The sequence below is a fragment of the Psychrobacter sp. FME13 genome (assembly GCF_014861395.1).
GTDB lineage: Bacteria > Pseudomonadota > Gammaproteobacteria > Pseudomonadales > Moraxellaceae > Psychrobacter.
On the sequence record NZ_RRYV01000069.1, the window covers coordinates 1 to 15,360 of the forward strand.

The window sequence follows — 15,360 nt, forward strand, 5'->3', positions numbered from 1 at the left end:
TGCTTCGGCTGTCACCCTTCTTTTATTACTCCAGCATACTTTTTGATACACCACCCTATTTTGTAATATCATTCTATATCTAAATAGATATTGATGATAAATTCATCTATGCGCATCTCATGACTCCGTTGTATTCTTGGTCGAAAACACTAGATTAGTGCTCTGCTCTTCTTTTTTCAATCACTTTCAAAGTTGAAAGTGGGGTATAGATCGATAGATTATTAAAAGTATTTATTCAACATTGGGATTTATATATTCTATTTACGAATTAGGTCTTTCGCTGATAAAAACCTACAATAATATTCATGAATTTAAAACTGCCTAAAAAAGGAAAAGTCAATGGCGCGTCTAACTGTAAACACTATTGAAACTGCTCCAGAAAAAGCCAAAGAGCGTATTGCTGCGGTCGAAAAAGCAAACGGCTTTATCCCTAACTTAATTGGCGTATTATCAAATTCACCCCAAGCGTTAGAGATGTACCAAGAAGTCGGGAAGATGAATAGTCGTAATAGCTTAACTTCTGAAGAAATTGAGGTTGTACAGATTACCGCTGCAGCTCACAATGGTTGCGACTTCTGTATAGCAGGTCATACTAAGGTGGCTACGAAACTAAAAATGCCAGAAAATGTAGTAAACGCCTTACGTGAACGTACCAATATCGAAGATAATACTAAATACCAAGCGATTGCTCAATTTGTTATGCAATTAATTGACAAACGTGGTCAAGTCTCAGATAGCGAATTACAAGCCATTAAAGATGCAGGTTATAACGACACCAATATTCTTGATATCGTGATGGGCATTGCCTTAGCAACTCTTTGTAACTATGCGAATAATGTAGCTAAAAATGATATTAACCCAGAATTACAACCTTTCGCTCCAAAAAAATAAAGCTAACGTAATAAGCAAGTCGTTGAGATTTTGCATATTTGATTGCATAAAACCGTTCATCTCAACCAAGTGATGAGCGGTTTTTGCATTTTTAGTTATTCCTCCATCAATATTTAGGTTGTTTCATCTCATGAGCCATCAAATCTCAACCAATTTTGCCACCTTTTACGATAAACCTCTTATGTCAAATACTTCATTGCCATTGATAGCACAGTGGAAAGATAGGCCGCGGTTGCTGCAAAACATTGGTGATGCAGCAAAGCTAATCCTTGACCCCATTGCCATTGACAAAGGTTATTATCCTATTAAAGAAATGGGAGAGTTGGCTAAACTTGGAGCGTTTGCATCGCATTTGAGCAGTCAAAACAATGGCTTTATGACAGCTATTGAGAGCACAGCGCAGATTTCTAAAGTTTGTGGTACAACGGGCTTTTTATCGTGGTGTCATCAGGTTATGGGTTTTTATCTTGACCAATCTGAGAATACATCTCTCAAAAACCGTATATTACCAAATCACACATTGGGCAATACATTCGGCGGTACAGCATTATCCAATCCAATGAAAACTTGGGCAAATATTGAACCTATGATTTTACGTGCCAAGAAAGTAGAAGGCGGTTATCGTGTGTCTGGCACCTTGCCTTGGATTAGCCATATTGCACCGCATCAGTATTGTGGTGCGGTAGCAACGGTAGAATCTATTAGTAACATCAGCAATGACTTGCCATTCGATATTTTCTTTTTGCTAGCGTTTGATGATGAGAGAAAAAGGGAGTGGAGGTTAAGCCAATGTCCCACATTTAGTGGAATGGAAGGTTCTAGCACTTGGAAAATTGAGCTAAATGATTATTTTGTACCGACCGACGATATTATCGCCGACCCTGCGAAACCTTTTATCGAGCGTATTCGAGGCGCGTTTGTACTCATGCAGTTGGGTATAGGTATTGGCATTATCCAAGGGGCAATTGATGATATTCGTGCGGTTGAAGGGCAACTCGGTCATGTCAATCAGTTTTTGGAAGACCAAGCAAGCGGCTTGCAATTGGCATTAGACAATACTGTGGATCACACTCGAGAGCTTGCCAAAACACCATTTAACCCTAGCAAAGACTATCTGCTAGATGTTCTAGATTTACGTATCCAAAGTGCCAAATTATCGCTAGATGCTACGCAAGCAAGTCTTTTACATCAAGGTGCAAGAGGTTACTTGATGACGTCTAATCCGCAACGGCGTATCCGTGAAGCTCATTTTGTGGCGATTGTGACCCCTGCGATTAAGCATTTACGCTTTTTGTCCCATCAACTAATGACTGAGATTACGCCTAATTGATTTTATCTTTTTTTAATTAAAAAATGAGTGGTGGCGTTTTGAATATGCTCAAAACTTAATAACAGAGAAAGATATGAACATAGATAAAGATAACAATCCAACTGACGGACGTGGTGAGTGGAAGCAGTTCTTATGCCGTGCCTGTGGTTGGATTTATGATGAAAAGCTGGGTGACCCAGATGGCGGTCTTCCCGCAGGCACTCGCTATGAAGATATTCCGGAAGATTGGCAATGTCCATTGTGTGGTGTAACCAAACGAGATTTTGAATTATTTATCCCGCGCTCCATTAACATCGTCAAGCCCCAAATTAATCCTATCAGTAACACAGGGGGATTGGTGGTAATAGGTGCAGGTCTAGCAGGTTGGGCTGTGATTGAATCAGTGCGTGTTTTGGACGCAGACTACCCCATTACCTTAATTACCGCAGACAGTGGTAATAGATACCATAAACCGCAATTATCAATTGCTATTAGCCAAAGTAAAAATGCTGAGAATCTGATTACTCAACTTGCGACTGCCGAAAGTGAGCGTTTAAATATTGGTTTGGTCGCCAATACGTTTGTCATGCACATTGACACCCTTAACAAGCAAGTGCGTACCACTAGGGGTGATTTTAATTATGACTCACTGGTATTTGCGATAGGGGCAAAACCTGTTTTACCGAAAAGCTTACTACCAAAATTTGTTTGGCGAATTAACCATGTCGATATGTTTGCTAAACTGCAACAAAAATTGGCAGTAAAACCCAATCAGTTGGTAGCAATTATCGGTGCAGGGATGATAGGTAGTGAGTTTGCCGAAGATATTGTCAAAGCAGGACATCAAGTCATCTTAATTGACCGTAACGCATTGCCACTTGCTGAAATTTTGCCGACCAAAGCTAGCCAAATGGTAAAAGATGCTCTCGTGCGTACCAATATCAATTTTTTAGGAAATAACACAGTTAGTTCTATTGATAAAAATGAAAATGGTCAATATGAAATTCACTTTGCCGATAACGATAAAACGATTACAGTTGATGAAGTGGTTGCCAGCACAGGATTAATTGTAGATGGCCGCTTGCCTAACCGTGCAGGAATTAGGTTTGCGCCACAGCAAGGGATTATTGTCGATAATCAGACTTTGCAAACATCACAAGCCGATGTCTACGCGATTGGAGACTGTATGGCAATCGATGGTCAAGCATGTCGTTTTGTTGCACCGATACGCCAGCAAGCAGATACCATCGCTCACCAAGTACTGGATCTGGACAGTGAAGGCTATAGTCACCAAACTCCTGTGGTTCGGCTAAAAACCAAATCAGTTGCGGTGACAGTGACAGGTAGTCCATGCAGGAATTCGCATTGGGAAACGATTGTTGATGATGGTAAGACTCTGATTATGCAACAGGCGATAGAAGCGGGCGATGGACGAGTGGAAATCGTGGCGGATATGGATTTTTCATTATAAAAATCATAGGTTAAATGACAATATTGATATATCAAAATATGATAAGTATTTTTGTTGAGCTTTGCTGATCGTCAGCGGTCTAATCTTTTAAAAACTTTAAAGTAAAAATTTATGAGCAACCATCAGAATAATATTTTCCGCCCTTATAACAGCGATCAACAATTGCATTTTGGTAGTTGTACTTGTGGTAAACACACTAGTCAATTGGAATGCACTGCTAGTTTTAGCAATGAGCAAACACGGCAAGTTACATATTTGCAAAAAAGCTATGGCGAACAAAGCACTACTGAGCAACTGAGCCATGATTTTATCGAGGCGGTAGCAATAAAAGCCTTGTTTCCACATGAGCCGACTCGCCGAGCGTTTTTAAAATCTGTTGGCACAGGGACTGCAATGGCGGCGATTGCTAGTGTTTTGCCAATTGCAAGCCTACAAGAAGCAGCGGCATTGGATAAACTTAATCCAGAGAAAAAACAAGTTAATATTGGGTTTTTACCGATTTTGTGCGCGACACCCTTGATTATGGCTGATCCAATGGGTTTTTACCAAGAGCAAGGCCTCAAGGCAAATTTACTCAAGCGAGCAGGTTGGGCTTTGGTGCGTGACCAAATGGTAAATCGTGAGCTTGATGCGACCCATTTTCTTGCACCGATGCCGATTGCTATTAGTTTAGGGCTCGGCTCTGCACAGCAAGATATGAAAGTAGCAGCAATTCAAAATACCAATGGTCAAGCCCTTGTTATGTCGCTCAAGCACAAGGATAATCGTGACCCAAAAAATTGGAAAGGGATGACCTTTGCCATTCCGTTTGAGCATTCAATGCACAATTATTTATTGCGTTACTTTTTGGCAGAACATGGACTTGACCCAGATAAAGATGTAAAACTGCGACTTACCACACCGCCTGATATGATTGCCAATCTTAAGGCAGGCAATATCGACGGATTTTTTGGACCTGAGCCATTTAATCAGCGAGCAGTTTGGGATAAGGCAGGCTACATTCATACGTTAAGTCAAGATATTTGGAACGGTCATCCGTGTTGTTCGTTTGGCACATCGCAAAGCTTTATCAATGAAAATCCACAAACTTTTTTGGCAATGAATCGAGCTATTATAAAAGCGAATATTATGGCAAATGACCGTACCATTCGGCATGGACTTTCTACCTTGTTGTCAAAACCAAATTATCTTAATCAACCAGAATTAGTGCTTCGTCAGTCACTGATGGGTCGATTTGCTGATGGTGTTGAAAATATTCAAGATTTTCCAGACCGTATGAGTTTTGATGTATTACCTTGGTACAGCGTGGCTGTATGGATGATGACACAGATGAAACGCTGGGGTTATCTCAAAGAGAGTGTTAACTATCAAGATATTGCCGAAAAAGTATTTATGCTCACTGATGCCAAAAAACAAATGCAATTGATGGGTTACCCAGTTAAAGATAAATTAAGCAAAGATGGATCCGGCTTGGCAAGCGGCTATCCTTCTTTTAGCGTGATGGGTAAAGCATTTGACCCTAGTAATCCGAATGAGTACCTCAATTCTTTCGCTATCGGTCATAAAGGGTAAATCGCTACATGAAAAACATTTCTACCAAAACCAAAGGTTACCTTTTATCCTTATTAATTCTGCTCTCTACGCTTGGTATTTGGCATATGGCCACTTTACCAATACAATTTCATGCACCGACTGACCCACTCAAACTAGAATATAGTGTGCTGATGGGAGATATCCCCGAAGGCACAGAAGCAGGGGCGGTAGTCAAAAGACAGAAGAGTGAATTTCCAAGTCTAGCTGATTTTGCTAAAACTTCTTGGGGACATATTTCTGACCCATTTTATGACAGGGGCTTGAATGACAAAGGCATTGGCATTCAGATTAGTTACTCGATAGGGCGTGTATTGCTTGGATTTTTCTTAGCAATGATTGTTGCTATTCCACTTGGTTATATGATTGGTATATCACCTGTATTAAACTACGCATTAATGCCGTTTATTCAACTGCTAAAGCCGATTTCACCACTTGCTTGGATGCCGATTGCGCTTTACACCATCAAGGATTCTGATGCATCAAGTATCTTTGTGATTTTTATTTGTTCAATTTGGCCAATGCTGACCAATACTGCTTTTGGTGTCGCAAATGTCCGCCGTGAATGGCGCAATGTCGCTCGTACGCTTGAGTTATCACCAATGCAAACAGCGACCAAAATTGTTATTCCTGCGGCTGCACCGACTATCGTGATAGGAATGCGGATTTCAATGGGGATAGCATGGCTTGTCATTGTGGCAGCAGAAATGCTCGTTGGCGGTACAGGGATTGGCTATTTTGTGTGGAATCAATGGAATAACCTTTCAATTGCTAATGTGATTTTTGCGGTATTGCTTATTGGGGTAATAGGTATGATTTTGGATTCATTGTTTGGGTTATTACAAAAAAAGGTGAGTTATGTCGAATAATGATGCTCAAAATTTGATTGAATTAAGAAATTTAACCAAACACTATGGCACAGGCGAAAACGTGTTTGAAAACGTCAATTTTGATATCTATAAAAACGAATTTATTTGCCTAATTGGGCACTCTGGCTGTGGTAAATCCACGATTTTAAATGCTCTAGCGGGGCTAGAAAAAGCTAGTAGTGGCGAAATAATCATGGGGGACAAAGCGGTTACTGCTCCAGGTTTAGAGCGTGGTGTTGTGTTCCAAAGTCATGCCTTACTTCCTTGGCTCTCCGTCAGCGACAATATCGCCTTTGCTATCAAAGCCAAAACCCCTAATATCTCTGCCAAATACTTGGATGAACAGATAAACCATTATCTTGGTATGGTTAGCTTGGCAGGAGTCAAGCATAAAAAACCCAGCGAATTATCTGGTGGTATGAAACAACGTGTTGGTATCGCTCGTGCATTTGCAACTCAGCCCAAAATGCTCTTAATGGATGAGCCGTTTGGAGCGTTAGATGCTCTAACGCGTGGCGTGATTCAAGATGAACTGGTTAATATCGTTAATGAAACCCATCAAACAGTTTTTATGATTACCCATGATATTGACGAAGCAATTTTACTAGCTGACCGCATTTTTTTGATGAGTAACGGCCCTAGAGCTTTTTTGGCAGAAATTGTTGAAAATACCATTCCTAAGCCACGTCATCGAGATGATATTCACCACCATAGCCACTATTATAAAATTCGCAACCACTTACTTGATTTCTTATTGCATCGTAGTAAAACTTTACAACAACAAAGTGATCGAGGAACGTTACCAAGAGTGATTAATTTTAAACATGAAAGCTGGGATGGGTTATAAGGAATATTGATACTCCACTAGAACCAGTGCAAATATTTGTGAACCGCCCCGGCTATATTGGAGGCAATTTTTTCGAATCAGAATGTATGATTAGAATCTATAAGATTAATCATTATATGTCTGATCGCATTGTGTCTATAAGAAGGCAAATAAACAATTAAAAAACCTCAGCTATCATCCCTGCTTTAACACCCTATAAACCGTAGCCACCCCAACACCAACCGCCTTAGCAATCTCCTCTTTCGTCATATTGTTTTGACTGGCCAACTCTCTAATACGATTATGTTTCACTGTATTGGCTTTCTTACCTGTGGGCTTATAACCACTATTCGCTAACCCCTGCTTAATACGCTCTCTACGCTTATCGTTATCAAGCTTTGCCATCGTTGCTAACAAGTCGATCAGCATATGGTTAATCACTGCTAGGATCTCACCTGTCATGCCCTTACTTACCGTATGCGTGGTTGGTAGATCGGCCACCACCAATCGCAAGCCCTTGTCTTTGATGCGCTGCTTTAGAATTGCAAAATCATCTTGAGATAGCCTGCTTAATCTGTCCACGCTTTCAACCAGCAGAATATCGCCTTGATCAGCGTCCTTTAATAGCTTAGCTAATACTGGCCTATCGAGCTTTGTACCACTGAAATGCTCAACATACTCAACATGGTTATCATTATAGCTTTGGCTAAAGCTAATCAAGTCAGACAAGGCTCTCTTAGCATCTTGATCCTTAGTGCTGGCTCTCACATAAATACGAACGGTCATAACGCCACCTTTATTAATTAGACTTCATAATTAATGTTCATTGATAATTGCAAGATATTACTATCATTTAATAATAGTAACAAGTCTAATGATAGAAATATTATCGTTTAAAGGTTTTATGTTTTGGGTATAGGCTAATGATAGGAAAAAAGCACAGCAGCCAGTCTTATAATTCAAAAGTCTGTTATAGATGGTTCCATGCTAACAGTCTGCTTTAAGTAGTCTGTTAATATGTTTGAAGGGTGAGATAGCTGGTTCCGCTAAGGTATACTTTATTAAAATTAGGGGGGGGCAGCTAATTTCAATTTATTGAGACATCAACAAAATCTTTTTACCAGTATTAGTTAGCAGTAAATGATATTGATTTTCAATTGGTACTAATACTCCACTAAATGAGCCATTGCTACTCTCAAAAACGCCTATCCCTTTTTGTGGGTTGTAAAACATTCTCTTCCCAGAAGTTGAAAAGAAATTAGTAACCCCACTATTAGAATAAGTATAGTAACCTGCACGGTATAAGGTCGAACCATCTTTCACTAGTAGTTGATTTTTAGAGCTTTGCCCATTTTTAGATGGACTATTACTATAATTGCTAGGGGAATTAGCATAATTACTTTCAGAGTTAGAGTAATTACTTTTGGAGTTAGAGTAGTTGCTAGGGGAATTAGCATAATTACTTTCAGAGTATTCATAAGGTAGTCTGGAATCATCTATAAAGGACACTATTAAATCTGCATGAGCTACTGGCACAAGCGCCAAACCCATAATTAATGCAAAATATCTCATGTTTTTATCCATTATCTTAAATATTTAATTATAAGTGCATAATTACCATGATGTAAAGTTAGTGATATCTTGCATTCTTTGCAAGCTTACATTGCTGCCTAGTTCGTTGTTCCAAAAACTTTGCCTTTGATTTACAGTAAAATTATCACCATCCCACTCAATAACCCTTTTGCGTTTTGAACTTGCGTGTATTTTTAAAATTTTATTTAAGTGGGTATCACACCCTGAATAGCCAAATAAAATAATTTCATCTACTTCGCTTAATGAAAAAATCATATAATTCCAATATGTTGATAAGACTTTGGAAGCAGTAATGACGCTGGGCTTATGCGGTATATGAGTTAATACAATATGTTTGCTACCAAAAATGTTCGTCATTGGGACGCCAGATATTTGTAGCTTGTACGTTATGTTATTTATGTCTTTAAATAAGGGGCTGCCATGTAAATGCATGTAGTAACCAAAGTTTTTACCATATTTTCTAACTAAGTTTAGGCTATCGAAACCTGAACTAGTAAAGCCATCAACTAACTGCCCAGAAAATCCGCTACAAATACTTTCATTTATGAATTCTTCATAAAGTAATTTGTCATAGTTTAAAGTCGCAACATGAGATTTAGTATCTTTAATAAAATCAATTAATGGCTCTTTAAACGATTTGGGTAGAGGATTAGTAGAGTTAAATAGATAAGCAGCAACTGTATGAATGTACTCCTGAGTAGAATTAGTAAAACTATGTCCGTAATGAGTTAGCCAGTGCTCTCCTGAACTAGTATTAGGAAAATCATTAAGATAGTCGCAAGAAGTTGATACTAAGTATAGCTTATCCAAATCTTGCTCCGAAACAGGGCAGCTATTTGAGGGGATACAGTTTTGAATTAAATCACGTTGCACTGTATCACTCCACAAACTATCGTCGACCCAGACCGCATTCAGAGCATTTGTTAGTGAATAACGATTAGGATCAATAGCCATTCCTAGACCATTGCCAAAAATTAAAATTTTACGAGACATTATCTTCTATACCAACCAGTTTTATAAAAAATTTGAGAGTAACCTAACTTCCGTATGTATAGTTTCATACGTTTTTATTTTCATAATTTCAGCTATATTCTCCCACCAACACCCTTAAATTTCTCAACAAAAGCCGAAATTTTCTGAAAGACACTTTGCTTCTTGGTTAGATACTGAGGATTAAGAGGACTTAGTTTAGGTAGGACCTCATTTAGCTCCGTACCATTCTCACTGGCGTATTCACGCTTTAAAGATGCCGTTATATAACGCTTAGCCGCCTCTTCATTAAGATTTTCAGCAGCAATCATATCTTGCGCCTCACGCTGCTGCTCTGTTTGAGCAAAGCTAAAGAAGGCCTCAATAATGCTGGATTTATCAGGGATGTTATCTAAGTTGGTTTTATTGATGAAATCTACTACCAGGCTTTCTTTAGCACGATTACCAAGGCTTGCTCGAATCACTCGGCGTACTTCTTCGACTAAGGCGGACTTATCCTTGGTATTCTTGTTATGCTCAAAAATCAGCTCAAGGATGTAATCAAGGTTAATCTCTTGAGACTTAAGAAGATCCACCTCAAAAACCACTTCATCCCAGTCAAGCGAGGACTCGCTTTGATCCTTGGCTGCTTTTTCACGGCGCAGCCAGTCACGTATGTCGTTGTACGTTGATCGATAGTCTTGTACTTCTCGTTCAGCAGGTACATCGATGCTTTGCATGGCAGCAAGATCTTCATCCGTCAAATAGTGCTCAGCTTTAAAGACCTCAACTGCCTCATCATCAGTAATATCTATGCTTTGAAGCGCTTTTAGGCTCGCGAACTCATCATAGTTTTGTAAGATGTTCTCGACGCGTAAGTACTCGCCAAATAACTTAGCAAAGTCCTTTTTGTCTGCCTCTTTGACGATCTCATCAGGGTTAGGAAAGCGTTGCTGCAGCTCCTTAATAACCTCCAAATAGCCACGTCGTGCTTTGCCTGTCGCAATATCGGTAAAGCCTTCTAGGTACTCCCTATAGCTTTTTTCTAACACCACGTTCTTAGTGTTTCTATCCCCAAATAAGGTGATGGCATCAATGGTCGCTTGCTCTAAGTCACGAAACGTCACGATGTTACCAAAGGTCTTAGTGGCATCATAAATGCGGTTAGTCCTTGAGAACGCTTGCATCAGACCGTGATAACGCAGGTTTTTATCAACATAGAGCGTGTTTAAGGTCGGCGCATCAAAACCTGTGAGGAACATACCAACAACAATCAGTAAATCCACATCCTGCTTAATAACGCGTCCTGCAAGATCACGGTAGTAGTTTTGAAAAGACTTACTGTCTACGCCGTAATTGGTCTTAAACATCTCGTTGTAATCATGAATAGCACGGCTTAGAAACTCTTTGGCACTGCTATTCATGGCGGTAGGCTCAAAACCTTCGTCGGCAATGTCACCGATTGCGTCTTGTTCTTCATTGGCAGCATAAGAAAAGATAGTGGCAATCTTTAAGGGCCTCTCGCTGTCCTTTTGTAGCTGACTTAAGGCTTCATAGTAAGCCTTTGCCGCGTCCACACTACTGACGGCAAACATGGCGTTAAAGCCTTTACCACTTCCTTTTAAGCGATGGGTTTTTTGCCTAAAGCTCTTTAAAACGTACTTTGAGATCTCTTCAATACGATCAGGGTGTAATAACAGCTGCTTGTTTTCAGCAGCTGTGAGTTTCTTCTCATCTTGCTCGCTTTCAATGGCTTGAAACTGCGGGCGTACGTCATTGTAGTCCACCTTAAACTTCAAGACCTTCTCATCACGAATGGCATCAGTGATGACGTATGAATGCAGCTCATGGCCAAACACACTGGCAGTTGTCTCTGCACCCAAGGCATTCTCGGGGAAGATAGGGGTGCCTGTAAAACCAAACTGGTAGTACTTTTTAAACTTCTTCTTTAAGTTCTTTTGTGCTTCACCAAACTGGCTACGGTGTGCCTCATCAAAGATAAACACCACTTGTTTATTATAAATGGGTAAATCAGCCTCACCTTTGATCAGGTTATTTAGCTTTTGAATGGTAGTGACAACAATTTTATTATCGTCTTTTTCAAGGTTGCGCTTGAGTCCTGCGGTACTGTCAGAGCCATTAACGCTATCAGGGGAGAAGCGCTGATACTCTTTCATGGTTTGATAATCAAGATCTTTACGATCCACCACAAAAAACACCTTATCAATAAAAGGCAGCGATGTTGCTAGGCGGGCAGCTTTAAAACTGGTTAAGGTTTTACCTGAGCCTGTGGTATGCCAAATATAGCCGCCACTCTCAAGAGTGCTCCACTTCTTGGCTTGATAAGCACTGTTTATCTTCCATAGGATGCGCTCAGTAGCAGCAATCTGATACGGACGCATCACCAATGAGGTATTACTCACATCAAAGACGGTGTAATGCATCAGCACGTTTAATAGGGTATTTTTTTGAAAGAAGGTCGCGGTAAAGTCTTTTAGATCTTTGATTAGGGTGTTATCGGATCTCGCCCAGTTCATGGTGAAATCAAAGCTGTTTTTATTGCGCTTGGTGGTATTGGCAAAGTAACGGGTATCAGTGCCGTTTGAGATCACAAACAGCTGTAGATATTTATATAAGGAGTTATCGGAGTTAAAGCTCTCTTTGCTATAACGATGTACTTGGTTAAATGCTTCGCGAATGGCGATACCACGCTTTTTAAGCTCAATTTGCACAAGCGGCAAGCCATTGACCAAAATAGTCACATCGTAGCGATTGGCTTGTGTGCCCTTTTGAGCAAACTGTTTAATGACCTGTACTTTGTTACGTGGGATGTTTTTTTTGTCTAGCAGAGCAATGTTCTGCAGGTGTCCATCATCAAAGGTGAAGTCATAGATGTGGTCATCATGAATCTTTCGCGCTTTATCAGTGATGTTATCGCTAGGATTATCAAGATACTCCATCACAAAGCGCTGCCACTCAGCATCTGTAAACTGCACCTCATTTAAGATCTGCAGCTGTACACGTACGTTAGCAAGCATCGTTTCAGGCGAGTTTAAACCAGGAACAAACTCATATCCCTGGTTTTGTAAGTCTTTGAGTAGCTCACGCTCTAGATCGTCTTCAGTCTGATACCCCCCATCAGGCTGATCGCACTTGGTATATTTATTTAAAACGATAAAATTATTGGATTCAGCAATCGTTTTTGTTTGTTCAGTCATGAGCTACTACCTCAGGCTTAGGGAAGCTTAACAGCAGATCACGATAATACTCATATTGCTGTTGGCGCAGCTCTATTTCACGCGGAAGGCCTTCGGTTAGCGATGTGGTTAAGGCATCGAATTTATCGAGAATAGAAACGATGCGTTTTTGCTCGGCAATAGGCGGGGTGGGAATTAACATTTTTTTTAATTGGCCAGCTGTGAGCAATGGTTGTCCAGCTCCTTTAGTAAAACGGTTTAAGTTGATATATACCAAGTAATAATATAAAAACTTTAGGACAATACTGTCTTTATTTTGAACTATCAACGTATTATCTGAAACGTCATACTCGCCTGTTGCTATATTTACACGTCCAGCGTTAGCACCAACTCTAGCCACTAAAATTTGTTCCTTTTCATACACCTTGGTATCTGTTCTTCCAATAATCCCTGTTGAACCGAAGACAGGATAAAGCCCTAATTCAGACTTAATTTTATTCTTACCGGAAGAAATACTTTCACACACTTCTCCTAGCTCCTTCCACTCAACCTCCCCTTCTTCAAACGTCAGTAACTCATCACGGTAATACTCATATTGCTGCTGACGTGCGGTAAGTTCTGCTGTAAGTTCTGCTGTAAGTTCTGCTGTAAGTTCTGTAAATGTGTCTAAAATTCGGACGATTTCGGCTTGAACGCTGATGGGCGGGATAGGAATGGGAAGTTTATCCGTATCAGGAGTAGCTATTTGAGGCATTTGCATCCTACTTGCTAAGCCTTGAAAATATGATTCTTTAGTTTTCAAATAGTAGTAAACATATTTAATATTTATATCATTATTAATAGAGTGATATGACCACATTTCATTCTTATGAGAAAATGGTTTAGAATAATATTCAAATCCAATAACACCTCGAGACTTAACAATAATAGATGGCTTTCTATTTACATCTTTCTCAGGTATATCTTTAAACTCGACAAAGGCAACAGTCTTACCACCAGCAAATATTTTCAATGGTGCATGTTCTTTATGTAATACCTTCATTCTACCAGCAGTAATATTTGTTCCTTTCGTGCGAACTAAAACACTTCCTAAAGCTCTCCACTCAACCTCAACCCCATCAAGTAGCTTCTCCATATAACCTAAGTGACTCATGCCTCAATCTCCGCAACGATTTTATCGATATCAGCACGAAGCTTATCAATCTTAGCGACTGTCGTCTTAAGCTCGCTATTTAAAGTTTTAATATCAATAACTTCACGCGTATCTTCTGTTTCTACGTAAGCACTTACCGATAAGTTATAGTCATTTTTAGCAATAGCGCTGTTATCAACGCTTGCAGATAAATAATCCGTATCTTCTTTAGTATCAAACAACGTCATGATCTGATCGATATGCGCATCAGTCAGTACGTTAGTATTCGTCTCTGACTTAAACAGCTTACTGGCATCAATAAACTGCGTCTTACCCTCTGTTTTGTGCTTGGATAGCACTAAGATATTAACCGAGATACTGGTTCCAAAGAATAAGTTGGGTGCTAAGGAGATCACCGTCTCTACATAGTTATTATCTACCAAATACTGCCGAATCTTTTGTTCAGCACCGCCGCGATAGAATATCCCAGGGAAACAAACAATAGCGGCGCGGCCCTTACTAGATAAGTAGTTCAGCGCATGAAGCACAAAAGCAAAGTCCGCCTTTGATTTAGGGGCCAATACCCCCGCTGGTGCAAAACGCTCATCATTAATTAAGGTCGGATCATCACTACCAATCCATTTCACTGAATACGGCGGATTCGAGACAATCGCATCAAAGGGTCTATCCTCCCCAAAATGCGGATCTAACAGCGTATTACCCAGCTTGATATTAAATTTGTCGTAGTTCACGTTATGTAAAAACATATTCATACGCGCAAGGTTATAGGTAGTGTGGTTAATCTCTTGACCAAAAAACCCCTCTTCAATGATGTGATTATCAAAGTGCTTTTTAGCTTGTAGTAACAAAGAGCCAGAGCCTGCAGCTGGATCGTAGATTTTGTTAACTGTCTCTTGTTTGTGCATCGCAATTTGAGCAATCAGTTTAGACACGCTTTGAGGTGTAAAGAACTCACCGCCTGATTTACCCGCATTGGCCGCATAGTTTGAGATCAGATACTCATAAGCATCGCCAAATAGATCAATCTCACTGTCCTCAAACTGATGCAGCTTAAGGCCAGCTACCCCTTTTAGCACCGCAGCTAAACGAGTGTTCTTATCGGCAACCGTATTACCTAATCGGTTACTGGTGGTATCAAAATCCGCAAACAAACCCTTAATATCAGGCTCAGACGGGTAGCCATTGGCCGAGCTTTCAATCTCTTTAAAGATAGCCGCCAAATCCGTATTTAAGTTCTCATTTCTATGCGCATTAGCCGCTACGTTAGCAAACAGCTGACTTGGGTATATGAAATAACCCTTGGTCTTAATCGCATCGTCTTTAATATCAGCAGTAATCACCTCATCAGAAAGAGCCGCATAATTAACGCTCTCATCCCCCGCCTCAATATAACTAGAAAAGTTCTCACTGATAAAGCGGTAGAACAAAGTCCCCAATACATACTGTTTAAAATCCCACCCATCGACTGAGCCACGAACCTCGTTTGCAATTT

General features: G+C 40.0%; 12 protein-coding genes. 6 read left to right on the forward strand and 6 right to left on the reverse strand.

What is annotated here, in order from left to right; genetic code table 11:
• The first annotated feature begins 339 nt into the window (after positions 1 to 339).
• The 6 genes from EI164_RS09470 (at position 340) to EI164_RS09495 (ending at position 6,977) form a co-directional block, all read left to right on the forward strand.
• Positions 340 to 891 (forward strand): carboxymuconolactone decarboxylase family protein, encoded by a 552-nt coding sequence (locus tag EI164_RS09470; protein ID WP_192519720.1) that lies wholly within the window; start codon positions 340 to 342, stop codon positions 889 to 891.
• 181 nt (positions 892 to 1,072) lie between these two features.
• Positions 1,073 to 2,221: an acyl-CoA dehydrogenase family protein gene (locus tag EI164_RS09475; protein ID WP_192519721.1), complete on the forward strand. Its 1,149-nt coding sequence runs from the start codon at positions 1,073 to 1,075 to the stop codon at positions 2,219 to 2,221.
• A 73-nt stretch (positions 2,222 to 2,294) separates the two neighbouring features.
• Positions 2,295 to 3,671 carry an FAD-dependent oxidoreductase gene (locus tag EI164_RS09480; RefSeq protein WP_192519722.1) on the forward strand — a complete coding sequence of 459 codons (1,377 nt, stop codon included), beginning with the start codon at positions 2,295 to 2,297 and terminating at the stop codon, positions 3,669 to 3,671.
• A gap of 111 nt (positions 3,672 to 3,782) precedes the next feature.
• Complete coding sequence (locus tag EI164_RS09485) at positions 3,783 to 5,243, forward strand: CmpA/NrtA family ABC transporter substrate-binding protein (protein ID WP_192519723.1); 1,461 nt, start codon at positions 3,783 to 3,785, stop codon at positions 5,241 to 5,243.
• Between the two features lie 8 nt (positions 5,244 to 5,251).
• Positions 5,252 to 6,130, forward strand: coding sequence for a nitrate ABC transporter permease (gene ntrB, locus EI164_RS09490; protein WP_192519724.1), 879 nt, complete (start codon positions 5,252 to 5,254; stop codon positions 6,128 to 6,130).
• Positions 6,120 to 6,977: an ABC transporter ATP-binding protein gene (locus EI164_RS09495; RefSeq protein WP_192519725.1), complete on the forward strand. Its 858-nt coding sequence runs from the start codon at positions 6,120 to 6,122 to the stop codon at positions 6,975 to 6,977. The genes ntrB and EI164_RS09495 overlap by 11 nt, the downstream gene beginning before the upstream one ends.
• Positions 6,978 to 7,151: 174 nt before the next feature.
• Here the strand turns inward: EI164_RS09495 and EI164_RS09500 are convergent, their stop codons facing one another.
• From EI164_RS09500 to EI164_RS09525, 6 genes are all read right to left on the reverse strand, one after another.
• Positions 7,152 to 7,742 (reverse strand): recombinase family protein, encoded by a 591-nt coding sequence (locus EI164_RS09500; RefSeq protein WP_144296423.1) that lies wholly within the window; start codon positions 7,740 to 7,742, stop codon positions 7,152 to 7,154.
• Between the two features lie 306 nt (positions 7,743 to 8,048).
• Positions 8,049 to 8,528: a hypothetical protein gene (locus EI164_RS09505; protein ID WP_225739211.1), complete on the reverse strand. Its 480-nt coding sequence runs from the start codon at positions 8,526 to 8,528 to the stop codon at positions 8,049 to 8,051.
• Between the two features lie 42 nt (positions 8,529 to 8,570).
• Positions 8,571 to 9,542 (reverse strand): hypothetical protein, encoded by a 972-nt coding sequence (locus EI164_RS09510; RefSeq protein WP_192519727.1) that lies wholly within the window; start codon positions 9,540 to 9,542, stop codon positions 8,571 to 8,573.
• Between the two features lie 92 nt (positions 9,543 to 9,634).
• The gene (locus EI164_RS09515; protein WP_192519728.1) at positions 9,635 to 12,736 is read right to left on the reverse strand and encodes an HsdR family type I site-specific deoxyribonuclease; all 3,102 of its coding nucleotides are present in this window, start codon (positions 12,734 to 12,736) and stop codon (positions 9,635 to 9,637) included.
• On the reverse strand, positions 12,729 to 13,868 hold the full coding sequence (locus EI164_RS09520; protein WP_192519729.1) for a restriction endonuclease subunit S: 1,140 nt from the start codon (positions 13,866 to 13,868) through the stop codon (positions 12,729 to 12,731). The genes EI164_RS09515 and EI164_RS09520 overlap by 8 nt, the downstream gene beginning before the upstream one ends.
• Entirely contained in the window at positions 13,865 to 15,358 is a 1,494-nt protein-coding gene (locus tag EI164_RS09525) for a type I restriction-modification system subunit M (protein ID WP_318779534.1), read from the reverse strand. The genes EI164_RS09520 and EI164_RS09525 overlap by 4 nt, the downstream gene beginning before the upstream one ends.
• Positions 15,359 to 15,360 lie beyond the last annotated feature (2 nt).